Origin of the sequence: Allopusillimonas ginsengisoli, from assembly GCF_004153455.1 — a bacterium.
Taxonomy (GTDB): Bacteria; Pseudomonadota; Gammaproteobacteria; order Burkholderiales; family Burkholderiaceae_B; genus Allopusillimonas; species Allopusillimonas ginsengisoli.
This window is the reverse complement of sequence record NZ_SDQE01000003.1, coordinates 293,938-317,017: the sequence shown is the minus strand read 5'-3', so window position 1 is coordinate 317,017 and position 23,080 is coordinate 293,938. Positions and strand designations below refer to the sequence as shown.

The 23,080-nt window shown below is 57.3% G+C and carries 16 protein-coding genes; 2 read left to right on the top strand and 14 right to left on the bottom strand.

Annotated features, from left to right (window positions below; translation table 11 throughout):
* Window positions 1–31: 31 nt before the first annotated feature.
* From asnB (ERE07_RS09510) to ERE07_RS09450, 13 genes are all read right to left on the bottom strand, one after another.
* Window positions 32–1,927, bottom strand: coding sequence for an asparagine synthase (glutamine-hydrolyzing) (gene asnB / locus ERE07_RS09510; RefSeq protein ID WP_130008572.1), 1,896 nt, complete (start codon window positions 1,925–1,927; stop codon window positions 32–34).
* Between the two features lie 86 nt (window positions 1,928–2,013).
* Window positions 2,014–3,330: a lipopolysaccharide biosynthesis protein gene (locus ERE07_RS09505; protein WP_167670800.1), complete on the bottom strand. Its 1,317-nt coding sequence runs from the start codon at window positions 3,328–3,330 to the stop codon at window positions 2,014–2,016.
* A gap of 8 nt (window positions 3,331–3,338) precedes the next feature.
* A complete protein-coding gene (locus ERE07_RS09500) occupies window positions 3,339–4,109 on the bottom strand; it encodes a formyl transferase (RefSeq protein ID WP_209021125.1) in 771 nt (256 codons plus the stop codon).
* A gap of 2 nt (window positions 4,110–4,111) precedes the next feature.
* A complete protein-coding gene (locus tag ERE07_RS09495) occupies window positions 4,112–5,092 on the bottom strand; it encodes a polysaccharide deacetylase family protein (RefSeq protein WP_130008570.1) in 981 nt (326 codons plus the stop codon).
* Window positions 5,089–6,330, bottom strand: a complete 1,242-nt coding sequence (locus ERE07_RS09490; RefSeq protein ID WP_167670798.1) for a TagF domain-containing protein — start codon at window positions 6,328–6,330, stop codon at window positions 5,089–5,091. The genes ERE07_RS09495 and ERE07_RS09490 overlap by 4 nt, the downstream gene beginning before the upstream one ends.
* A gap of 46 nt (window positions 6,331–6,376) precedes the next feature.
* Window positions 6,377–8,341: an asparagine synthase (glutamine-hydrolyzing) gene (gene asnB, locus ERE07_RS09485; protein WP_130008569.1), complete on the bottom strand. Its 1,965-nt coding sequence runs from the start codon at window positions 8,339–8,341 to the stop codon at window positions 6,377–6,379.
* 60 nt (window positions 8,342–8,401) lie between these two features.
* A complete protein-coding gene (locus ERE07_RS09480) occupies window positions 8,402–9,571 on the bottom strand; it encodes a glycosyltransferase family 4 protein (RefSeq protein ID WP_130008568.1) in 1,170 nt (389 codons plus the stop codon).
* Window positions 9,568–11,547 carry an asparagine synthase (glutamine-hydrolyzing) gene (asnB, locus tag ERE07_RS09475; RefSeq protein WP_130008567.1) on the bottom strand — a complete coding sequence of 660 codons (1,980 nt, stop codon included), beginning with the start codon at window positions 11,545–11,547 and terminating at the stop codon, window positions 9,568–9,570. The genes ERE07_RS09480 and asnB (ERE07_RS09475) overlap by 4 nt, the downstream gene beginning before the upstream one ends.
* A gap of 63 nt (window positions 11,548–11,610) precedes the next feature.
* Complete coding sequence (locus ERE07_RS09470) at window positions 11,611–12,723, bottom strand: glycosyltransferase (protein ID WP_130008566.1); 1,113 nt, start codon at window positions 12,721–12,723, stop codon at window positions 11,611–11,613.
* A complete protein-coding gene (locus tag ERE07_RS09465; RefSeq protein ID WP_209021124.1) occupies window positions 12,720–14,108 on the bottom strand; it encodes a polysaccharide deacetylase family protein in 1,389 nt (462 codons plus the stop codon). Before ERE07_RS09465 ends, ERE07_RS09470 begins: the two co-directional genes overlap by 4 nt.
* Window positions 14,109–14,134: 26 nt before the next feature.
* A complete protein-coding gene (locus tag ERE07_RS09460) occupies window positions 14,135–16,393 on the bottom strand; it encodes a polysaccharide biosynthesis tyrosine autokinase (RefSeq protein WP_130008565.1) in 2,259 nt (752 codons plus the stop codon).
* Window positions 16,394–16,404: 11 nt separating this feature from the next.
* Window positions 16,405–17,454, bottom strand: coding sequence for a polysaccharide biosynthesis/export family protein (locus ERE07_RS09455; RefSeq protein ID WP_245153587.1), 1,050 nt, complete (start codon window positions 17,452–17,454; stop codon window positions 16,405–16,407).
* Between the two features lie 343 nt (window positions 17,455–17,797).
* Window positions 17,798–18,388, bottom strand: a complete 591-nt coding sequence (locus ERE07_RS09450; protein ID WP_130008563.1) for a transcription termination/antitermination NusG family protein — start codon at window positions 18,386–18,388, stop codon at window positions 17,798–17,800.
* A 553-nt stretch (window positions 18,389–18,941) separates the two neighbouring features.
* On the opposite strand from ERE07_RS09450, the gene ERE07_RS09445 reads away from it, so the two are divergent.
* Both ERE07_RS09445 and yaaA read left to right on the top strand, forming a co-directional pair.
* Window positions 18,942–19,724, top strand: coding sequence for a 3-hydroxybutyrate dehydrogenase (locus ERE07_RS09445; protein WP_130008562.1), 783 nt, complete (start codon window positions 18,942–18,944; stop codon window positions 19,722–19,724).
* Window positions 19,725–19,752: 28 nt separating this feature from the next.
* The gene (gene yaaA / locus ERE07_RS09440; RefSeq protein ID WP_130008561.1) at window positions 19,753–20,541 is read left to right on the top strand and encodes a peroxide stress protein YaaA; all 789 of its coding nucleotides are present in this window, start codon (window positions 19,753–19,755) and stop codon (window positions 20,539–20,541) included.
* Window positions 20,542–20,628: 87 nt separating this feature from the next.
* Here the strand turns inward: yaaA and ERE07_RS09435 are convergent, their stop codons facing one another.
* Complete coding sequence (locus ERE07_RS09435) at window positions 20,629–22,956, bottom strand: FUSC family protein (protein ID WP_130008560.1); 2,328 nt, start codon at window positions 22,954–22,956, stop codon at window positions 20,629–20,631.
* Window positions 22,957–23,080 lie beyond the last annotated feature (124 nt).

Below are 23,080 nucleotides of genomic sequence, written 5' to 3'. Positions count from 1 at the left end.
TGCTCCTTGTTCGTTGCCTGGAAACGGGGTGTCACACCAGTCCAAGCTGCTCGTACCATCTGACAAAATTGACCCATCGCCATACCTGCCAGGAAAAGGCGGCTTTTCCTTGCGCGATGGCATCGAAAGCATCCAGCAGGGCCTGCTGGTTGATAAAAGGAATGCGATGACTTGCCCGGAGCCACTCTCTTACCGGGCTGTTCTGGCCCATGAGCCAGGCTTCCTCGGGGGCTTCGAACCCGATCTTGTCTTTTCTGTACAGCACTTCATCAGGCACAATGCCGCGCATGGCGGCGCGAAAAACACTCTTGGTTTCGCCATTGGCCGAGATCAAGTAATGCTCGGGCATCGAAAGCAGAAGATTGGCCAGGGGAACGGTCAGGAAAGGCAGTCTGCTTTCTACCGAGAACTGCATTGAGCTTCTGTCTCCATGGCGCAGCAGGCTGGGTAGGGCTCGTGTCTGAAGCGCATAGATCTGCTGTTCGATAACGCGGCGGCCTTTGAAGTTGTGCTGTCGGATCTCACGGTTGAATACAGGCTTGACGCCAGCATCCATCATCATGTTTGTGTTGAGCCACGTGGGACGAAGTGGGGCGCCGAACGCCTTGCGAGCCATGAGGTAGCCGCGCTCGGATAACGCGACGCGGGCGAAATTCTTCCACGCCAGGCTATAGCTGCGGCCGGGCCATTCTCCCCACCTGAGCGCAAAGCGCTGCGCCCCAATGAAGTCGCCTCGCTCAATCAGGCTGAGCATTCTGTATCCCGGATAGCCAACATAGCCGGCCAAAAGCTCGTCCGCGCCCTGGCCCTCCAGTGTTACCGTGATGCCCTCCTTGCGAACGCGCTCGCATACCAGATAGTGCGCATAAATATTGGTGCTGCCGAACGGTTCGCCTTGAGCCTGAACCAGTCTATCCAGATCGCGCGCCAAGTCTGCGCCGGAAGCGCTTATCTTGTGGCTGACAGCGCCGACATGTTTGTTGATGCGGTCAGCCCAGTGCTCTTCAGATCGCGCAAAACCAGGCGTCACAAAACTGAATGTGTTGATAGGAAGCTCTGGGTCGACATGGCGCATTGCGCAAACGATGGCGGACGAATCGATGCCCCCAGACAAGCATGCACCCAGCGGCACATCACTGCGCAGATGAAGGCGAATGTTCTGCAGAAACTGTTCGCGAATCGCTTCTGCCGCCTGCTCGAAGCTATAGTGTGCAGATTCCTCAACGGAGGGCCGCCACCAGCATTGCTGTTCAGCAAGGTAAGGGCTGCCGCTGGACAGATCGACTTTCAGCCAATGTCCAGGCAACAGATGCTTTACATTCTTGACGAAGGAGCTTGTGCTGCTCTCTGTGTCTCCATTGACCAAGTAGTCGTAACAACGTTGAAGGTCGGGCTCGGGCTTATCCTCGCGAAGCTGGAGCAGCGCGGGCAATTCTGAGGAGAACAGAAACCGGCCACGGTGCTGCTCATAGTAAAAGGGCTTTATCCCGAAAGCGTCCCGCACGCAGGCCAGTGATTTCTCCACACTATCGTGCACCACAAAGGCGAACATGCCTTCGAGCCGTGGCAAACACATCTCACGCCAGTGTTGCCAGGCCGCGAGCAGCACCTCGGTATCAGAGTCCGACGTAAACATATATCCCTGCGTGGCAAGCTCGTCTCGAAGTTCGCGGTAGTTGTATATCTCGCCGTTGAAGACAATGCTGTATCGTCGATCAGGGGAATGCATGGGTTGGTGCCCCGCCGAGCTCAGATCGATAATGGATAGACGGGTATGCCCAAGCGCCAGCGTGCCATTCGCCGCTGCCGCGTAGGTGACGCCGCGATCGTCGGGTCCGCGCTGCTTGAGTTTGTCCAGCGATGAGGCGATATGTGCCTCTATGTTTACGGGCCTGTCCCTCCACCAGCCGCCTGTTATGCCACACATGGAACTTCCCCCCGGTTGTATCGGTAGTGAATGGCCGGACCGCGGGAATGCGGAGGGGCCTCATTTCGCTGCTGCGAAGTTGAGCTTTATGGTTTTGGGATTGCGGGCGGTGCGCTGACGCTGGCCTGGGCTTGCTCGCGGTGGGTGGATCCAAGGTATCGGGTTGCCCAGAGGATCACGCCCAGATAGATGGCGTACAGAATCACTTCGTGGATGGCGAATGCTTTCAGAAACACATCCACGCGGCTGTTTGAGAACGCGAACAGAACCGTGGTCAGCGTTGCGAAGTACAGGACCTGCCACGCTACGCCCTTCTTGAGGTTGTGATCGAGCGACAGCACGACGCTAAGCGGGTACACCGTGAATCTTGCCGCTGCGGCAATGACTAGAATGCCCGCGTAATCACCCGCCGGGGCCCAGGCCTCACCGAACACGACGGTGAATATCTCCCTGCCGAACAGCGTGAATAGAAGAATCGGTAGAGCACTCACGCAGCAAAGCAGCAGAAATATGCGCAGCAGATAGCGCCCGAGCACTGAAGGGTTGTCATTATGTAGTTCGGCTACGCGTTGAAACAGCACCTGTGCAATGGATCCGGATATCAGATTCAACGGAACTGTCAGCACACGAAAGGCAAAGCTGAACAAGCCCGTTATGGTGGCGCCGAACATCTGTGCAATGACAAGCAGCGGCATCTGCAAGGCGGCGGTGTCCAGCAACGCACCCCAGCTCGAAAACAAGGGGAACTTCTTGTACCGGACGCCTGCCGATCGGATGCCCTTTGCTGAAACAGCCTGCCAGGCGTCACGTGCGGATTTCAGGTTTGCCCGCCCAAGGCTGAGTAAGCCGCATACTTGTCCAATCACAAAACCAGCGATCAGCCCGTTGCCTGCGCCGTGCTGGAAACCCAAAGCGCACTGCGTACCCACTGCCCCCGCGCTTTGGACCGCGCGGCTGACCGCCAGTTGCTTGAATCGTTTTTGCCGGTTGTTCCAGTAGTTCAGTATCTGGTACAGCCCTGTAAGCAAAACGCTTGCAGGCAACAGGTATAGCCATCGGCCCAGTTCAGGACTGTTGCTTGCTGCAAGAATGCCATCCCAAAAGCAGAGGATGACGAGCCACAACGCTATGGCGGTACCCAGCGTGATGACCACTGACAGTGCAGCGATGTTGGCAGCCTCGTTGTCATCTTTAGGCTGAAGGATAGCGATCTCATAGCGGCCCGCCGCCAGAACGCTGAGAATGGCGCACACTGCCATGTACAGACCCAGTACGCCAAAATCGTCAGGGGCATACAGGCGGCTCAGCAACGGGCTGAGCGCGATGGGCAAGGCCTGGGCCAGCGTGGTGCCCGTCATCAGCGTCACGACGTTGCGTCCAAATTCATTCCGAATTTTCGGCATATGCATCGTTATCTGACTCCGGCTGCTACGCTATTTCTAATGTATTCAAGCAAGGTGGGATGAGACCAGAGTTGCGAGGGCCCCACTCCAATGCCGGGTTGCAGTCTGTTGGCCGCCACGTCGAGCAATGCCTGTTTCATCAGTGGAATGGCTTTGGCGATCTGATGTATGGGGTAGGTATGAAAGCCATCGTCGTTGGCGACGTCTATCGCTGTTTGATACAGCACCGCGCCTGTGTCGATACCTGTATCGACCAGGTGTACTGTGACGCCGCAGTGCGCCCTGTCGCCGTTCGCGAGTGCCCAATAGCCACCATGTACACCGCGATAGCGCGGCGTGATTCCCGCGTGAATATTCAGAAAAGGGCTGCTGATGCTGGCCAGGACGTCCGCTGAGATAATGCGTGTTCCGCTGATCACCACGGCATCAGGGCGGTGGCGTCTTAATGCTTCGATGGTGTCGGGGTCATTGACACTGTTGACTGTTTTCACGATTGCCGCAGGAAATGCTTGGGTGTTCAGGTTGTAGCGTTCGATCAGTTCGTCTATCTTCTTTTGTTGCCGGTTGTGCAGGTACAGCCGGTCATAGGCCATGAACAGTAGCTGCCCTGACACCTTCGGCAGCCCCAGTTTTTTGACGCGTCGCTGAAGCAGCGTTTTGCGCGAAGGGCGATTTTCCTGGATGACGGCAAGTACGTGAAAGTCTTGTGCCAAGGCGTGATACATAATGCGCGACGAAATGCTTTGACCGCCCAGTAGCACCAGCGAAGGTTTGGGCATGTTCACTGCGCGCACTCCATCTGTTCACACAGCTCGTTCATCGTCAGAGATTGCATGCCGTACCGGTCTCGCAGCTTGCCGAAATCCTCCAGTACCCTTCTCAGGAATGCGATGTTGTTGTCGGTGTCGACGCCGAAGTTGTGTGGATGCCACCAAAGATGAAATACCTGGCCGTGCTTTGCGGCATGGAGCAGGGACTGCCGTATCCGGCGCAGGCGTAAAGGCTCAAGCAGCTGGAGCGTAGTCGCGCAGGGGCGCAGAAGTCGGCTTGCAGGAAAATTGTAAGGGTGACCGGGGGCGCAGGCAGCGGGTACATAAGTCTGGTGCCCGCACAGGTTTAGGTAAGTGTCAATGAACCGTCCCGCACGACGCAGCGGGTTTTGGCGCCGTGTTTCCACGGCCTGATAGAACCAGCTTGCCTCGTTGCCCCGAAAGCAGCAAATGCCTCTATCCTTTAGCGCGGAAAGGTAATCGGGATTCCACTGGTTTCGGGGAAAGACGATGCTGCGTGTTTCAAAACCGTGGTCGCGGGCTATCTTTATCGCAGCGTCGATGTCGGCGATGAAGGTTTCCAGCGTCTGGCCGTCTTCCTTGCAGTAAAAGTGCGAGAACGTATGGGTTGCGATCTCCTGTTTAGGACAAGCGGCAATAAGCCTGATGAGTTCCGGACTGAAGTGATAGGTGGCGTCCAGATCGTCGTGCGAAGTCAAATACGCATACGGACAAAGATTGGGCCGTTCATAGTTGGGTCGCAAGGTCGGCATGCTGCATCGCGCTTCTTCGCTGTTTTTGCAATAAAGCAGGCCGACAGTAGCCCATGTGGCATGAATACCGAACGATTTGAACAGCGCCAACGTGCTGGGAATCGCCTGCCACACGCCGGCCAGATGCTGGCGGTAGCTTTCGAGGCTACGCTTGTCGCGCACCCCCCAGTAGAGCTCGAAGTCGATCGAGATGACGAGCGCGCCAGGCCTGGTATTCATGAGGCTCTCCGTGGCCCGCTCGTGGAGAGATGCTGTTCGGTAGGCTGCACGAGATGAAGCTCGTACTGCCGCCCCAATGAATCATTGGAACGGACATGAAACGATATGATGCGACGGTTTCGGCCAACGGCGGACAGCATCAGAAAAATCAGCATGGGTGCGAACATCCATTTCTGTCTCAGGGATATGCCCAGGTTCGCGCTGGTCATGGCGAGAATGCTCCAGGAGAGCGAGGCGTAGAGCCACAGAAATGTGCGATTCACGGTGGACGAGGGCGTGCGGCGTTTCAATAGCTGCCAGCCGCCAGCGACAAAAAGAAACAAAAGCATGACGTTGTCGAGCGAGGCCGCCAGCGCAAACGCATTGAATGCTTCAAAGGGCAGGGGGCGGAACAGGTATGTAAACAATTGCATGGGAAAGCTCATCCGTGCGATATCGATGCCGCCGCCGCCCTCTCTGTTCACGCTTTGGCGCTGCTCGATATAACTGGACAGCTCTTCGCCGCTCAGTCCTCCCTTCAGGCCCGCGTAGTCGACTGCGAACGGCACGAGGATTGCGCAGGCTGCCAGCGCAGCGCCACCGACCAGAATACGTCTGCTCAACGGAACGCCAGGTTGCAGGGAATGAGAGCCGGCCAGCGCGATGACAATGATTCCCGCCATGTGGGGGCGTACCAATAGCATCGTCAACACTGAGACAACGATGAGCCAGGTTCGGCGCGCTGGATTCAGGGCGGCCCAGAGAATCAGGCCCGCAGCCATAAAAGACAGGGCATCCTTGCCGATCGCCGCGGACCAGAAACTGATTGATGGCAGCAGCACAATCAGGGTTGCGAAGTACCGCACGAGTCTGGATTTGTTTTCGGTAGCAATTCGAAAGCTGGCATCAACCGCCATCAAGCCAATATAGCCAAACAGGCTGAAGGCGACGAAGGTGCCAAGAAACGACAGGCCGAGTATCGACGCAAAGAAAATCGTAATGTAGCTGACAGCGGCCGTGCCAAACGAGAAGGTCACGTCGGCCTTTAGACCAGTGAGATAGTAGTGAAGGGAGTCGCCGCCATATCTGTTGACATACAGCGCATAGACCACGCTAAAGCTTGTATGCCAGAAGTACAGCAGCAGCGCGCGGCGAAAGTCGGTGCCGAACCAGCGAGCCGCTGCGCAGGCCACCAGGATGCCAAACAGGAAAGCGAGCGCTGTTGTCACGACTTGCCAGGGAGTTGAGACGAGGTCCATTTCAGTTTCTTTCTCGACGGGAAGTAGAGCGGCGCTTCGAGGACATCTATGCCTTTTCGTTGGCCAGCCATGCCTGAAACATGAGGACGTCCCACAGGGCGTACTGCCCGTTGGACTTGCCCTTGAGATGTTCAGACCAGAGCGCACGAATCGGCTTGGGGTGGAAATAGCCTTCGCTATTCAGTCGCCCTTCGTCGATGAGGTCCTCAGCCCAGTCTCTCAAGGGCCCGCGCAGCCAGTCTCCCAACGGAATGCCAAAACCCATTTTGGGGCGCTCCATCAAGCCTTTAGGCACATGGCGATGAAGGACCTCTCGCAGCAGCCATTTGCCCTCGCCATTGCGGATTTTGTAGTCCAGCGGCATCCGCCAGGCCAGTTCGACAACATGGTGGTTGAGCATCGGTACCCGTGTTTCGAGACTGCTTGCCATCGCCGCACGATCCACTTTGGCCAGCACTTCGTCTGGAAGGTAGGTTTGGGCATCCATCGCCATCATCCAGTGCTCCATGCTGTCCGTTTCAGGCCAACGCGATCTATCCGTCAGTAGGGTAGGGGGCTCCGTGGCGCCTTTTACAATCGATGCAGGGGCAGGCCAGTGGCTCACCAGGTGCTTATAGAATGCTTCGCCCGTATCCAGTGCCAGAACGCTGGCCAGCTTGTGTGCGTGGTTGCCAGGGGTGGCGATGTGCATGCGGCTCGGCAGTATGTGCTGCGCATGATGAAACAGGCGATCCCACATTCTGGGCGGGAGCAGGCGCAAGCTGGCTGAGAGCACCCGGCGCAGGGGCAGCGGCAGTCGTTGCGTTCTGATCCATGTCTGATACGCAAGCAGGTATCGGTTGTAGCCGCCGAAAAGCTCGTCGCCGCCGTCGCCGGTTAACGTTACCTTGACATACTGCCCCGCCAGCCTGCTGACCAGTACTGCGGGAATCTGCGAATTGGCGCTTTGAGGTTCGCAATAAATGTGGGAGAGCGAGGGAATAATATTCAACGCATCGCGCGGGCTTATGTACAGTTCCGTGTGCTGTGACCCGATGTGATGGGCGACGGCGGAGGCGTGGCGTGCTTCGTTATAGTCCTGTTCGTCAAAACCTATCGTGAAAGTTTTGATCGGTGTGTTGCTGTGTGTCTGCATCAACGCCGCGATCAGGCTGCTGTCTATGCCTCCGCTCAGAAATGCGCCGATCGGCACGTCGGCCAGCATTTGCGATCTGACGGATTCGGACAGCTGCATTTCCAGCGTGTCGACGGCATCTTCGATCGTGCCGCTAAATGGATTCTCCAGGCCTCTGCGAACAACGTCGTTCAGAGACCAATAGGCCCTCGATGCCGGTGCAACGCCTTGCTCGAGGTCTTTCAGGGGCAAAGTCAGAAAATGACCAGGCATCAGCTTGGCGATATTCTTGTAGATACTATAGGGCGCCGGTACACAATTGTGGCGCAGAAAGAGGGCGAGCGAATCTCGGTCTATCTCGGCATCCCAGGCAGGGTGGCGCTTGAAGGCTTTGAGTTCCGACGCAAACATGAAGGCGCCATGCTGCCAGCCATAATAAAGCGGCTTTTCTCCCAGGCGGTCGCGCGCCAGCGTAAGCACTTTGTCTGCCCTGTTCCATAACGCGAGCGCAAACATGCCTGTCGCCGACTGCAGCGTTTGCTCCACGCCCCAGGCATGAAAACACGCCAGCAGGGTTTCGGTATCGCAATGCCCGCGCCAACTCGGAGCCTGAGATTGCTGCTCCAGCCTTGTTCTCAAAGCGAGATGGTTGTAGATCTGGCCGTTGAAAGCAATCACGAGCTTGTCATGGCAGGAGAACATCGGCTGATGGCCGGCATAAGACAGATCGAGAATGGACAGGCGCCGATGCCCCAGGGCAAGGCAGCCGGTGTCATCCAGCCACACGCCCTTGTCGTCTGGGCCTCGGTGGGGTATCGCTTCCGCCATGCGCTCGACAATCTCATCAAGCGGCAATAACTGGCGCCGATTGGCGAACAGGCCGGCGAAGCCGCACATATCAGATTTTCCTTGAATTAGTCTGCGAGCTGGCTGGCGCGCGTCAACGACACGGCCATGCTATGCACTGACGCGGCGTCTTTTCTCTTTGCGGGTCTGGACTGCAGCCTGCCAGAGAAGTCGGTAGGAGGTCACCATGCGGTCGAGGTCGAAATGTTCGGCAATACGCTTGCGGCAGGCTGCCTGCCTTTCGATCCAGTCCAGAGGCCGTTCTGCGCGTTCGTTGATGGCGGCGGTAATCGCCTGGGCAAGCATGACCGGGTTGCGCCGCGGCACCAACCAGCCGAGTGGGCCAACGATAAGTGCTGCGTCGCCGACATCTGTGCTGACACACGGCGTGCCGCAGGCCATGGCTTCGGCGAGCACATTGGGAAAGCCTTCGCTGACACTGGAGAGCACATGAATGTCCAGCGCGTTCATGATGGAGGGTATGTCGTCGCGAGGTCCGAGCAGATGGGTATTCAGTCTGATACCGGCCTGGCTGATCAACTGAATCAACTCCTCGTTGCCGGCCGACATTTCGCTTCCCACCAGCAGGCAGGAGAAGACGCACAGGTTTTGCGTGAGCAGTGTAAGTGCCCGCAATAAAGTGCCATGATCCTTCTGCGGGTCGAAGCGGGCGACCATGCCGATTACGGCCTCGGCACCGTTCAGTCCGAGTTCCGCGCGAATTCGAGTGCGGGCTTCAGGATCGGGCCGCGTCTTGTCCAGCGGGTATCCATTTGGGATCAGTGAGAACTTCTCAGGACAGTATCCTGCCTGCACGTGCTTTGCCGCGGCGTGCTCAGAGCAGCATGCAATTCTGGCTGGAATATGCGCCGACAGGAGCGCGCACAGCTTGATGATGAGGTAGTTCAACCGCCTGTTGTCGCTTTTGGCGGTGTTGGATTGACGAATGCCCCAAACTACCGCGCGACATCCGGCGAAACGGGCAACAAGCCCCCCAATCAAATCAGCATGGTACATCCAGGTCTGAACCACGTCGGGCTCAATGGCCTTCATGCGACGATAAAGCAGAATGACGCCCGATAGCGTGATCCTGCCCTGCGGCATATGCAAGCATTCAACACTGCCGCCCGCGCTTTCGAGTCGGTCGGCGTAAACGCCCCGGCCCATCAAGGAGATAATGACATGCTCGTTGCCCAGTTGCCGGTCTGCCTTCACAAGGCGGTACAGTACGGCCTCGGCGCCGCCGTTGTTGAGTCCGGTAATGACATGAAGGATTTTCATAGGAGTGGGCCGGAGTGAGTTTGTTCGCGCTCCAGCCACGCCTGGAACATCAGTACGCACCACAACCTGGAAGCGTGGTCGCGCTCGCCACGCAAGTGCGCGTTCCAGGCTGCGCGGATAGGTGCAGGGTCGAGATAGCCTTCTTGCGTCAGCCTGTGTGTGTCGAGCAATGCTTCGGCCCAGTCGCGCAAGGGGCCACGCAGCCAGCTTGCCAGGGGAATGGAAAAACCCATTTTGGGACGGTCCGTGAGTGCGAGTGGCACATGGCGGCGCAGCACTTCGCGCAGTATCCATTTGCCCTGTCCATCCCGGATTTTGAGATCGAGAGGCAGCCGCCATGCCAGTTCGATGACGCGATGGTCCAGCATCGGGACTCTTACTTCGAGACTGTTGGCCATAGCCGCGCGGTCAACCTTGGTGAGGATGTCATCACTCATGTACATCTGGGCATTGAGCGCCATCATCCAGTGTTCCAGACTGTCGACCCTAGGCCATGATCGCGGTGTGTTCAGCAACGTAAGTGGCTCATTACCCGAAATGATGGCTTTGTCGGGAGCGTTCCAGTGGCTGCTCAGCTCATGATAGAAGGATCGGGCTTCGGATGCGGGCAAGAGTTCAGCCAGACGATGCATGCGCTCGCCGGTGGCACCCTGCATGTTCTTGTGCGGCCAGATGCGGCGCAGCGCCTCCAGCACGGCGTCCCATCCGCGCGCGGGAATGCTGGACAGCGCAATTGCGGCGATCTGGCGCAATGGTCTCGGAATACGGCTGATGCGGCGCCACAGGGCGGGTACGTAACGGTAGGTGTTGTAACCGCCAAAAAGCTCATCGCCGGCATCTCCGCTCAATGCGACCTTGACATGCTGGCGCGCGAGCCGGCTCACGAGAATCGTGGGTATCTGCGAGCTGTCGGCAAAAGGTTCGTCATAGACATCCGGAAGCGAGGGGATGACAGCCAGGGCATCATCAGGCTGCACATAGATCTCGGTATGGTCGCTGCCCAGATGCTTTGCAATGGCTTTGGCGTACTTGGCTTCGTTACGGTGCTCATCGGAAAACCCAACCGTAAAGGTTCGCACCGGTTGTGCGCTCTGCTGCTGCATCAGCGCAACGATTGTGCTGCTGTCGATACCGCTGCTCAGGAACGCGCCAAGAGGCACGTCGGCTTGCATCTGGCTTTGTACACTGCGCCTGAGTTCGCGCTCCAGCACATCCACCGCCTCGTCTGGCGAGCATAGTAATGGGTTGTCCAACCCTGCATGGATGACATCGTTCATGGTCCAGTACGCGACGGGTTCAGCCGCCTTGGCAGCAAGTGTATTGCCAAGCGGTATCGTCACGTAGTGGCCGGCGCGCAGTTTCTGGATGTTCTTATAGATGCAATGGGGAGCCGCAATATAGCTGTGCCGCAGCAGCAGAGACAACGCGTTGCGATCAATGTTTGCGCGAAACGCCGGATGAGCTCGCAGCGCTTTCAGTTCGGAGCCGAACAGCAGCATGTTGTCTTGCCAGCCCCAGTACAGAGGCTTTTCGCCCATCCTGTCCCTGGCCAGCGTCAACATGCGCGTTTGGCTGTCCCAGAGCGCGAGCGCGAACATGCCGGTGGTGGCCCGCAGAGTGCGCTCAATTCCCCATGCGGAAAAGCAGGCGAGCAATGTTTCGGTGTCTGCGTGACCTCGCCATGGGAATGGTCCGCTTTCCTCATCCAGCAAGCAGCGCAATGCCGCGTGGTTGTAGATCTCGCCATTGAATACCAGCACGAGCTTGCCACAGGGCGAAACCATGGGCTGGCTCCCTGCGCGGGAGAGTTCCAGTATAGAAAGGCGACGGTGCGACAGCGCCAGGCCAAGGCGCTCGTCTGCCCACACCCCGCTGTCATCGGGCCCACGAGCGGTGATTGCGGTTGCCATCTTCGCAGCGCTGCGCGACAGATCACAGCGGCGATCCGCGTCCCATAACCCAGCCAAGCCGCACATTGTATAAACCTTTTGTCAGACGGAGATTGCATCGCGGCACGGTTGGGCCGGATAACGTGTCTTCTACGAAACGAGTTTCTGAAGCGCCGCAGCGGTTTCGCGGGCCGTCCTTTTCCAGCCAAAGCTGCCGTACATATCGTCGGTGCTTTGTGTGTAGTTCGACGCGTAGTGATCAAGGTTCGCAATGAAATCCGCAAAAACGTCTTCCATGTTCGTATGTTCCTTGACCAACACCCCATAGCCGTGTTCGCGTATGTATTCCTGACCGGGGATGTCCGTCGTGAAGACAGGCAGGCGCGAGGCGACATACTCGAGTGTCTTGAGCGACGATACTTTGACGTTGCGGTGGCGTTCGTATTCGTACAGAACGATCGCCGCATCAGCTTGCCGGTAAAGCGCAGGCAGCTCGGCGTAATCGACCTTTCCGACAAAGCGAACATTGCGTGGCGCGTGCTGTTGGATATGTACACGCGATGTGCCATCGCCCACCATCATGAAATCAATGTCGGGAAATTTGCACGCCAGTTTCGCGACTTCGGCCGCGCCGTCCCAGGAGGTAAAGGTGCCGACATAAATGATCGTCAGTGGCGCAGCTGCGTTATGCCTGCCGCGCCGCGCTGCAAAAAACTGTTTGGCCACGCCGTTGCCTATCGTTACCACGTTGCCGCGCAAGTGGTACTTGCTCAGGATCGCATGGGCGATGCCGTCGCTGACGGCGATGCAGAGCGTGGCATTGCGCGCCAGCCACGCCTCTTGCAGACTGATCATGTGGCTGAGCAGCCCGTTCCTTCCGGCCGATGCGGCGTCATCCTTTGCCAGCCCATTCAGCTCCAGGGCGAAGGGGGTGTCAATCAGTTTTAAGGCGATTGTCTGCAGTGGATGCCAATGGCTCAAGCGAAGATAAATCAAGTCATAGCGGCGCCGATGCGCGAGCAGATGAACAGCCATGCGGGCGTCGAAAATCATCTGCCGGACACTGGGTATGTTGAGCACGCTGAGCGTTCGCAGCTGGAACTTGTTGTGAATGATGGGCTTTGTCTTGGTCCATGATGGCGCGCAGCCAGTGACTGCGTGAGGGGATATCTCGCAAAACTCATTCCATAGTTCAAGGTAGTGAATGGCCGGCCCCCACGATATGCCCAAGTCATTCGATGTGATGGTCAGGATTCTTTTCATGCCAGCAGGCTTTCGTAAAGCGCCTTGCACTCAGACGTTTCCAGCTCCGAGTTGTGCCATAGCAGAGTAAAATTTCCATCCACTGCGCGACATACGTTTTTCAGGTGCATGAACTTTGTGTAGGCTGCCTCGCCCGTGCCCAGTCCGAGATGGCGCTGTCCCAGGATAGTGACCTCCATTGCGATCAATGGTCTGATGCGAACATTGACCGGCATGTAGCGCGCCGGATCGAAGGCCGGGTATTCGAAGCAGGTTCCACATCGAAATCCGGGCCTATCGGCATAACCCAAAGAGCTGTCGTAAGCCGCGCCTGCGAGTTCCCAGCCATAGAGGGTGGTGGGCGTCTCCCATCGAAGAAAGTGCATGCGCCCGCCCCATGCGCCGCGCTCGATGCCTTCCTCGTCGCAAATTCGGGCCAATCGCTGCGCCTCTTTCACGATGACTTCCGGCTGCTGAAAGGCGTTGTAGCTTGGATGCAGTCCAATCTCGTGTCCCCGCGCATGTATTTCGCGCATCAACGTACGGATGGCTGGATGTTCCGGCTCGTACTGGGCATCCCTGCAGGCGTCCGTGCGCCCGCAAATGAAATAGAACGCGCTTTTTAGTTCGTATCGTTCGGAGATGTCCATGAGCCAGCTGAATGTGTTCGCGGGATCCAGCGCATGCAGGGTTTTGCGTGCCTGACTCCAGATTACCGGCGCTTTAAGCGCGCGCAGGGGCTTGTGGCGTATCAGCAAGTCTGCGCCGACAGTGCGGAGCAGTTGCGGAAAGCTGGAGAACGTATACCAGCTAGGCCCATCCACGTCGTGCGAAACGCGCGTGGCAAAATGATGGTCAACCAGGGTGAGCGTTGGCCATAGCCGCCGCATGACCTGGCCCAGAACGTGAAACCATTCATCCACCACCGGACGTTCCAGATACTGGTGTTTGTAGGCGTGGGAGACGACAGCGGGAAAGCGCGCATGTTCATCCAGGTCGGTGCGGCCAACTTCCTCTTTGCGCGACATCATCCAGTAGGCGAGCCCGAGAATGTCGTAATGGATGATGTATCCCTGCGTGGTCTGTTCAATCAAGGGATAGGGCAGGCACGCTGCGCCAGGGGCGGGAATATCGCCGCCCAGTACTGCCAGCCAGTTTTCGCGTGCGGCGCACCATTGTGTACATGGCAAGTCAGAGCTTGCCTGGTCAAAGATTTCGAAGGATGACTGTATCTGTATCGTCTGCAGATTGCCTGGTATGGAAAGGGTGACCCATCCGGGCTCACTTGGGTTCAGAAGCAAGGTCTCGCTGAAGCGCTCGTGAAGTATGGCAGCGAGCCAGCCCATCACTGTCTGCCGCTCGGAGCGTAGATGTTCTCCGCCGCTGACGCGGTGTTGAGGTTGCATGAAAGCTCCTGGAGAAGGCGGCAAGACTACGGCTTGACACCGCCATACTTGCCATAGCTTTGCCGATAGGTTCCATATTTGGCGCTGAAGCGATGGTTCGCGGGGTCGAAATCGTTCAGGATGATTCCACTGACATGCGCTCCCGCTTGCCGCACGCGCTTGGCTGCTTCGTCCAGCTCTTCCACAGTCGTCTGCTCAGCGCGAGCCAGCATAAAGATCGTACCCGCCTGAGGGGCCAGCGCCATCGCGTCGGATACCGGCAATACAGGGGCCGTGTCGATCACGACGACGTCGTAAAGGCCAGACAAGTCCTGCAGCAAGGCTTCCGCTTCGGGGGAAAGCAGCGTTTCGGCGGGATTGCCTGGCAGGCGGCCGGTCGTAATCAAATCCACATGAGGCAGCACGGATTCGTGCAGCACATCCTCAATCCTAGCGTCGCCGTTGATCAGGTCGGCGAACCCCATGGCGCGTGGCAGACGGAAGTTTCGATGTATGCCGCCGCTGCGAAAGTCTGCGTCGATCAGCAGCACCTTTTTGTATGAAGAGCCCAGTACGGCAGCCAGATTGATGCTTGTGAATGTTTTGCCGATGTTGGGCGTAGGCCCTGTCAGCATAACGATATTGTTGGCGGCATCACGCAGCGTCATCCGCAGCGAGGTACGCAAGCTGCGCAGGCTTTCTACGGCAGGGTCGTCGGGAGCGACCAACGCAAGTACGCGTTTCGGAGGGCGGCTTCTGCCCGTCATGCGCAAACGCCTGCTGGCATCGGCCTGGATGCGGGGAACGGTTGCAAACACGCTCATGCCTATTCTGGATTCGATATCGTTCGCACCTCTGATGCCTGAACCCATGAGGTTGCGCAGAAAGGCGAGGGCAGCGCCGAGCATCAGACCTACGACGGCGGAAATGGTCAGCACCATGGGACGGTTGGGCTTGATCGGGCGTTCTGGAACAATGGCATTATCGACCAGGCGGACATTGCCGACCTTGCCCTCTTTGATGACGCGCAACTGCTGCATGGTGTTCAGCAGGCTGGCGTAGAGCTCGCTGTTGACACGCGCATCGCGCTGCAGATTCAGCAGGTTCTGTTCCAGGTCGGGCAGGCTTTTGATATGTTCCGATAATTTGTCCACTTCTTTTTGAATGGCGTCTATCTGGCCATCCAGAGCGCGGTTGGCCGGGTGGCCGGGACCATACAGGACAGCCAGCTCACGCCGTTTCTGCTGCAGTTCGAACAGATGCGTTTTGAGGGTCACGGACGAGTTCAGCGATAAGGTGCCCTCGGTGCCCAGATTGAATGTCCCATGTTCATCCCGGAAATCGGTGTACCGGTTATTCGATTCGTCCATCTGCTTTTTCAGCTGTGGCAAAAAACCCTCCAGGAACTTCAGGGATTTCTCGGCTTCGGCCGCCTTGCGGGCGGTGTTCTGGCCAACATATGCCATACCAATGGCGTTGAGTATGGCGGATATCCGCTCCGGGTCCGTTCCTTGTAGCTTCATGGACAGTACGCCTGATGGCTCGCTCATCTCATCAATAACCAGATTCCTCTGCAACTGCTTGATCACTTCTTGCCGCGAGTGGCGCTGTACGGTGAATCGGGCCCCCGGATTGGCGTACAGCGCGCTGATCAGTATGCTCCCCTCTCCCTGTGGCGTGACCAGGCTCGCCGGCTGTCCGACTTTGCCCTCGGCCAGCCGATCGCCCTGCGCATCATAGAGCGCATAGCCTGAGGCGGTTGCCAGGACCGTCAACGGCTGATTCTCTAGCGCGCGCGGCACTTCCAGCTCATCGACAGTGATCGACTCCGTTCCCCATACATATTGGTCCAGCCAGGGAATGCCCGACGATGAAAGCCCAGAAGCGTGCTGGGATATCCATTGGCCAATCAAAGGCAGATAGTTGGGCGAAGCTGTTACATAGAGCTGCAGCTCGTCGGTGGCTTTGCCAACGACCAAGCGCGACCTCAGGATTTCCTTTTCCGCCGTGGAAGGCGACTGTATGCTGAATGCGGAGGTCAGGGCGCCCAGCATCTGATTATTGTTCTCGGATTGATTCTGCTCGACCTGAACCATGGCATCTGCCTGATATACAGGCTCACTCAATAAGACATACACCGCGCCGGCAAGGGTAGCCGCTGCGGCGACAGCCAGTATCAGCCTGCGAGCGTTGAAGATGGTGTCCAGCACGCCGAGAAAATCAATGCCTTCGTGCTCTGGCTGCGCGGGTACGGCTACCAGGTTCAGCGTGGTCGTTGCGGATGTGACGGGATAGGGGTTGTTCATGATTGCACCGGTTACCGTGTCATGTCTCGGGTGGCTGTGATGGCGCCATAGCTGGGGAGAATCATGCTGATGACGCGGTTCCATCGCACGATGGGAGCAGGGTCAACGAACACCATGTCTCGGCCCTTCAGATCGAAGTCGGCGGCGAGCACAAGTGCGGTTGGCTTGCTGGCATCAAGGTGATAGATTTCAGCCTTGCCTTCTGCGCCGCGGCGTATGACATAGACTTGCATCGGGTTCGCGGTTGAAGGGTTCAACCCGCCCGCTTCGCCCAAGGCCTCGGCGAGAGTGAGTTGGCCGTCATGCATAGGCTGAGCCCGCGGGGTGTACACGTCGCCAAGCAGAAAAACTTTACTGTCCTCCCGATTGACGACGCGCAGCAGGTCGCCGTTTTTCATCATGATCTTTGCTGGGCTGATGCCTGTGCGCGACAGGCGGGGAAGATTGATTTCGGTGTCGACGCCGTCGCGGGTAAGCACCACGGATGAACGGTCCGCATTCGGCGTAAACCCGCCTGCACGGCTGATCGCTTCGGGCAAGGTCATTGGGATATCGTTAAGGGTCAGCAGGCCGGGGGTTCGAACCTCGCCGTCCACATATACACGCCCGCTTCGGTAAGACTGAATTCGGACGGTGATTTGCGGATCTGCAATAAACGGCGTTATCCGGCGCATCAGCATGGCCCGTATCTGATACTCGGTCAGGCCCCCCACCTTCACGGCGCCGAGAAAGGGAAACTGAATGAGTCCATCCGGACTGACGTTATAGCCGTTGCCCACATCAGGCGCGCCGGCAATTGACGTTGTGGCTCCCGCTCCCGCAGCCGTCAATGCCAGCTCGGGATGGTTCCAGACGATGATGTTCAGAATGTCGCCAGAGCCGACCTTATAGGCGCCACTCGTGGATAACGTTTCCGAAAAAAGCTGTTGTACGTCTTGACTGACTTCTTTGTTCTGCGCCGCCCGCTGTGCCGCGATGAGTTCTGGGGATATGGTCATCAACGCACCCGGCGGGGCGTCTTGCGCTTCCAGGGATTGCTTGATATCGGCGGGTTTGCCCATATACATCCCGGGACTCATGCTGCACGCGGAAAGTACAAACGATACGCAGAGTGCCAGCGATAAGCCAACCCAGCGGCAGGTGTGCGTTGAGGATGATAGGGCGCCCAGTTCATTCATGGTGTTCACTCTGGAAGGTCAAGGGTTGAGGGTAGAAAGCTTTAGATTTCCGCACGCGATTGGCAAGGCTGCAGACATGGCTGTCCGGGCGGCGCGCAGGCTACCGCAGGGTCGTCTGCCTGTAGGCAAAGACTCATTCCTGGTGTGTGACTAAAAATCGCTGGTTACTGTCCGGGCAATACGGGGTCCGCATCGCCGTTTGTTGTTGCTAGAAAAAACTGTTCATTCAGGCGGATTCGATAGCCGTGCGCCTGACTTTTACTTTCGTCTGTCGTCCAAGTATCTCCATCAGCACAACGATTCGCTGCGCTGAAATGGAATGCACAAGTCCTTCTAGCCCGCTGAAGGCATGCCCGTTTATGCGTACAGGACTGCCGGGGCGCAGCGTGGCGCCAGAGCTAAGGTCCGCGTTCTTCCTGTGCTCTTCCAGTTCGCGGATGGAAGCGATTGTTTCTGGCTGAACTTGCGCAATATCCGCGCCAAATCGCACCACCGACAGCACACCTCGCGTTGAGCGGACTGTGCTGATCGACTGCTGCTGACTGGACGGCCGGAAGAAGAGGTAGCGCGGGAACATGGGCTCGAAGGTTTCCACAGGGCCCGCCTCCGTGGGTGCGCTTCGTTTCCTTATCATTTTGTAAAGAGGCAGATAGACGAGGAAGCGCTGCCGCTCCAGATTGACCTGCGCGACCGTCTCTTTGCGTGCTTCGGTATAAGCGACATACCAGCAGTCTGGGTGCTGCGCGGCAATGCACTGAATGACGGCGTCCCGTCCCCTTGTCTGGCCGTGTTGTTCGGCCTCGGTCTGGTGTTGCATGATGTCTCCCTGACTGCAGTTGCTTGTTTTGCCTTGCATGCCGGGTTCTTGGGCCCTGGATACATTGTTTTGCAAGATGTGTAATTAATATCAGGCTTCCGGGTGGTGGAGCCATAAGTCAGACGCGTTAGCACAGAAGACCGAATGTGTTTCGCGTACACCATTGGAGGTAGGCTGGTACGCGGTGTGATGGTCTGGGAAATACCCATTGCGCAACATCTGCTCGTTGCTTCATAAGGAAAAATTCTTCTTGTTCTGTACTTTTCCTTCCGGCGTATGGCTATGAATGAGGCAGGCAAGCCATGGTTGAATGGTGTAAGTGTCGTGTCGACATATGCCGTCCACCTATGCCGATTGCCCGGGATGCTGTTTTGAAACGTGGGAGATGTCTTGTGACAAGTATTGTAGAAAAGCGGTGAGGCCTGGAGTCATATTCCCCCTGCGCAAGTAAGCGGGGATTCTGTTGTTCGCTGACAGGGCCGTCAGCTTGCGGGCGTTACACTATGCAAGTTGTTGGTAGTCTTGCTTTCCTGGAACAGATCAAAGGAAGAACATGCTTAAAGGTAAACACGCAGTTGTTACTGGATCCACGAGCGGCATCGGCCTGGCGATAGCCCACGAACTTGCGGCCAATGGCGCAAACATTGTCCTGAATGGGTTTGGCGATCCACAAGCCATCGAAAAAGACAGGCTCAATCTTGAGCATGAGTACGGCGTAAAGGCCTATTACATCAACGCGGACCTTTCCAAAGGTGAAGAAACACGCAAATTCATCGAGCAATCGGCGCAGGAACTGGGCGGCATCGATATTTTGGTCAACAATGCCGGTATCCAGCACACCGATCTGATCGAAGATTTTCCTGCGGATCGCTGGGATGCCATTATCGGACTCAATCTGTCGGCTGTTTTTCACGGCACGGCTGCTGCGTTGCCACATATGAAGAAGCAGGGCTGGGGACGCATTATCAATATCGCCTCGGCTCACGGGCTGGTCGCTTCGGCCAATAAATCCGCCTACGTGGCGGCCAAACATGGCGTCGTAGGGTTGACCAAGGTTACCGCGCTCGAGAACGCCGGCAATGGCGTCACTTGCAATGCAATCTGCCCGGGATGGGTCCGCACGCCGTTGGTCGAAAAACAGATCGTGGCATTGGCACAGAAAATGGGCATCGATGTCGAAGCTGCAGCCAAGGAGCTATTGTCAGAAAAGCAGCCTTCGCTGCAGTTTGTTACGCCCAAGCAGTTGGCTGGCGCCGCGGTATTTCTGGCATCTCCGGCGGCAGACCAGATGACGGGAACGACACTGTCTCTGGACGGTGGTTGGACGGCTCGCTAGCAGCCGGCTATTTTCAAGGAAAGAGAAAATGTTGTTGGTACTATCGCCAGCCAAGAAACTGGACTACGACTCGCCGGTTCGCACCACGCTGCACTCGCAGCCCCAGTTCATTCCGCAGGCCACTGCGCTGATCAAGGTGCTCAAGAAAAAGTCGGTATCGGAAATTGCTGGCCTGATGAAGCTGAGTGAATCGCTGGCCAAGCTGAACGCAGAGCGCTACGCAGCCTGGAGGCCGCATTTTGACCAGACCAATTCGCGTCAGGCGGTTCTGGCTTTCAATGGAGATGTCTACGAAGGACTCTCGGCGTCCGGTTTGTCCGATGCAAAGCTTAAATGGGCCCAAGACCACGTGGCGCTCTTGAGCGGCTTGTATGGCGTGTTGCGGCCATTGGATCTGATGCAGCCTTACCGCCTGGAAATGGGCACCCGTCTGGCCACATCGAAAGGCGAGAATCTTTATGACTTCTGGGGTAGCACGATTGCGGGCTATCTGAATCAGCGCCTGGATGAAGTTTCCAAAGGCAAGAAAAGCGGCCGGGTACTCGTCAATCTTGCTTCAGAAGAGTATTTCAAGTCTGTCGACCGCAAGACGCTGGATGCAAGCGTCGTGCAGTGTGTGTTCCAGGATAACAAGAATGGAACGTGGAAAGTCATCAGTTTTCACGCCAAGCGGGCGCGGGGTTTGATGGCGCGCTATATCATCGATCATCGCATCACCAAGCCTGATGCACTGACAGGTTTTGATAGCGAGGGATATGTCTTTGCGCCCGGAGAATCCAGCGATGACAAGCTGGTGTTCCGCCGCCAGCAAGCCTGACAAGCCGATGGCCGCCAAGCCCAGTTTGCCTGGCGCGCGGTCGGCCAGCGCGATTGACCCTAATCTGGCGCGATCGGTGATGCCAGGTTAAACCGCGGCGGCTTGCGTCTGCTGCAGGCCGCGCATTTCCTGCCGTATCAGTTCCGCCGCCTTGACCATCTGCCGCAGCGGGTAGGCCAGCGTTGCCAGTTCGCCTTCTGTTTCGATGGAGGCGGGCGGGTCGGCATCCTGATCCAACAGGTAGCTGTTGATCGTGTCGAGCGTTTTCTGGATGCCATGGGGTACCGAGGGCAGGCTTGCCAGGATGGGTATGGCCGATGTCAGTTGCAAGGCCAGCACATGGTTCTGGATGAGCAAGTGGTTCAGTTCGGGCAGGTTGCGCTGCCGCTTGATGGGTTCGTCCATCATGCGATAGAACGCGGCGGCAAAATTGCTGAAGGCGATATGCACATTCTTGCGCGCCACCCGCCATCGTATTTCGGCCTCGTGTTGTTGCGCATCCAGGTCGGCCAGACTCATCGAAGGGTCCGCAATGCCGGTCTCACTGCCGTCCGGCTTGGCGTTCGCCGGTGAGTCCGGCGTGCCATCCGAGGCGCGATCGAGGCTTGACGTGGGTTCGCTTTGCGCTGCCTTCCCGCGCACTGCGGTTTGTTGCCGACTCAGGCGGGCATACTCCAGGCCCGAGTTCAGCAGTTCGAGATTGGCGCGCTTCAATGCATTGGCCAGCGAGGCCATGAAGTTATATTCCCACCAGGGCAACACATAGCTGCAAAGCAGCGCGATGGCGCAGCCTGCGAATGTATCAACCAATCGCTCACCGATGACCAGATTGGAAGAGGGAGCAATAAAGTGAAACACCATCAGCACAAAAATCGTGTTGAAAATGGCAGCCATCATGAAATTGAGTTGCACCAGGCTATAGCCCAGTATGCAGGTCACGATCAGTACCGCCAGGTAGGCGTTGGTGTTTTGCGTGACGTTAAACAGGATGAGTGCAAGCACGCAGCCGATCAGCGTGCCGGCCAATCGCCAGCCGTTTCGCTGCCTCGTCAGGGCGAAGCCCGGTTTCATCACAACGATAATGGTCAGGATGATCCAGTAGCTGTGAGAACTCAAGCCCGAGCTGAGCGCTTCGGCTTTCAGGGTGAGCGCGAATAGCGCCGACAGGGTCATGGCAAGCAGGGTGGCCAGACCAACACGCAGCGCATAGCGGCAGTGAGAGGAATCCATCCGCAGATTGCTTGTAAGCATCCCCAGTCGCCATTTTTGCCGCGTGACAAAACGGTTCATGGATTTTTCCAGGCGCAAGTCAACCAGCTCGGCGCTCGCGCTGTTGCTCATGTGTTCCGCCATTCGGTTGACCAGATGCGACGCATTGCGCAACCTTCGCAACACCTGCACCAGCAGTGCGTAGACTTCGGGTGCTTTTTCCGCCATGCCGTCCTGGCGGTATTTTTCCAGTTCGTATTCAATGGCGCGCAACTCGGCCTTGACGCTGCTGCGTTCCCGCATATGCTTGTTGCGAACGATATCCAGCGCCAGCATCGAGACGTTGCGCGAAAGCTTGCGTAGCGCGTCGCGGCCGAACAGCAAGACATCGCTATCGGGCAGCGTGCGGCGCAGCGTGGCGTAATCCGTGTGTGTGGCCACCAGCGTGTCCAGCAGCGCCACCATATCGATGAATACATTGAGAGAACGCGCTCGCAACTGGTCAGCGCGTCCGCGTCCGCGCGGCAGTTCCCGCAATACGGTATCTCGCGCGGCCTGATGTTTTTCCGTCATTGCCGATTGCGCGTGAATAAGCTGCCGGTAGCTGGTTTCGAGGTCGGCATTGACATCATAAAAGCGGGAGCGCGTAGCCATATAGTCCGCTGTGGCGAACAACGCCGCCGAAAGGGCTTGTTGAATTTCCCGGTGCCACAGCAATCTGTGCGCCAGCAGGCTATAGCTGAAGTAGAAAAAGCCTCCGGCAAAGGAGTAGAGCGTATGCGTCAAGACTTCGTGAGTGGCCAGCGGCGTTCGCATGGTCAGTGTCATGATGAGCATGCAGGCAAAACCCAGCAGGCCGCCTTGTTTGCCAAACACGGAGAACATCGAAAAGAGAAAAGACAGCAAGGGCACAGCCAGCCAGATCAGCATGCTGTGGGACGACGCAAAACCTGTGATCAGTGCAGTGAGCGAGCCCAGCAGGATGGCCGCCAGCATGCCGTTGCGTCCGTAGCGCCGCGGGCCGCCGGGCTGGTCAAGCACAGCTACGCAGGACGCGCCTATCGACGCAATAATGCCGACGACGTACATCTGCATGACACCGGCCAGCAGCAGCGCCGGCAGCAGAACCCCAATTGCCTGGCGCACCCCGCCAAAAAAATAATGGCTGTAGAAAAAACGCTGGAGTTGGGGCAGGCGTGACACCATATTCTGACAACTGAACAAAAAGCAAACATTAGCATGTTCCCCCCTGGCGTGGACGCGAATGGCGCGTAAAAATAGAACGATCGTTCGATTTCTGTTGAATAAATCGAACGATCGTTCTATGATT

What these genes read in the sequence shown, in the direction of transcription:
- asnB (WP_130008572.1), bottom strand. Translation starts at nt 1,927, where the DNA reads ATGTGTGGCATAACAGGCGGCTGGTGGAGGGACAGGCCCGTAAACATA.
- ERE07_RS09505 (WP_167670800.1), bottom strand. Translation starts at nt 3,330, where the DNA reads ATGCCGAAAATTCGGAATGAATTTGGACGCAACGTCGTGACGCTGATG.
- ERE07_RS09500 (WP_209021125.1), bottom strand. Translation starts at nt 4,109, where the DNA reads ATGCCCAAACCTTCGCTGGTGCTACTGGGCGGTCAAAGCATTTCGTCG.
- ERE07_RS09495 (WP_130008570.1), bottom strand. Translation starts at nt 5,092, where the DNA reads ATGAATACCAGGCCTGGCGCGCTCGTCATCTCGATCGACTTCGAGCTC.
- ERE07_RS09490 (WP_167670798.1), bottom strand. Translation starts at nt 6,330, where the DNA reads ATGGACCTCGTCTCAACTCCCTGGCAAGTCGTGACAACAGCGCTCGCT.
- asnB (WP_130008569.1), bottom strand. Translation starts at nt 8,341, where the DNA reads ATGTGCGGCTTCGCCGGCCTGTTCGCCAATCGGCGCCAGTTATTGCCG.
- ERE07_RS09480 (WP_130008568.1), bottom strand. Translation starts at nt 9,571, where the DNA reads ATGAAAATCCTTCATGTCATTACCGGACTCAACAACGGCGGCGCCGAG.
- asnB (WP_130008567.1), bottom strand. Translation starts at nt 11,547, where the DNA reads ATGTGCGGCTTGGCTGGGTTATGGGACGCGGATCGCCGCTGTGATCTG.
- ERE07_RS09470 (WP_130008566.1), bottom strand. Translation starts at nt 12,723, where the DNA reads ATGAAAAGAATCCTGACCATCACATCGAATGACTTGGGCATATCGTGG.
- ERE07_RS09465 (WP_209021124.1), bottom strand. Translation starts at nt 14,108, where the DNA reads ATGCAACCTCAACACCGCGTCAGCGGCGGAGAACATCTACGCTCCGAG.
- ERE07_RS09460 (WP_130008565.1), bottom strand. Translation starts at nt 16,393, where the DNA reads ATGAACAACCCCTATCCCGTCACATCCGCAACGACCACGCTGAACCTG.
- ERE07_RS09455 (WP_245153587.1), bottom strand. Translation starts at nt 17,454, where the DNA reads ATGGGCAAACCCGCCGATATCAAGCAATCCCTGGAAGCGCAAGACGCC.
- ERE07_RS09450 (WP_130008563.1), bottom strand. Translation starts at nt 18,388, where the DNA reads ATGCAACACCAGACCGAGGCCGAACAACACGGCCAGACAAGGGGACGG.
- ERE07_RS09445 (WP_130008562.1), top strand. Translation starts at nt 18,942, where the DNA reads ATGCTTAAAGGTAAACACGCAGTTGTTACTGGATCCACGAGCGGCATC.
- yaaA (WP_130008561.1), top strand. Translation starts at nt 19,753, where the DNA reads ATGTTGTTGGTACTATCGCCAGCCAAGAAACTGGACTACGACTCGCCG.
- ERE07_RS09435 (WP_130008560.1), bottom strand. Translation starts at nt 22,956, where the DNA reads ATGGTGTCACGCCTGCCCCAACTCCAGCGTTTTTTCTACAGCCATTAT.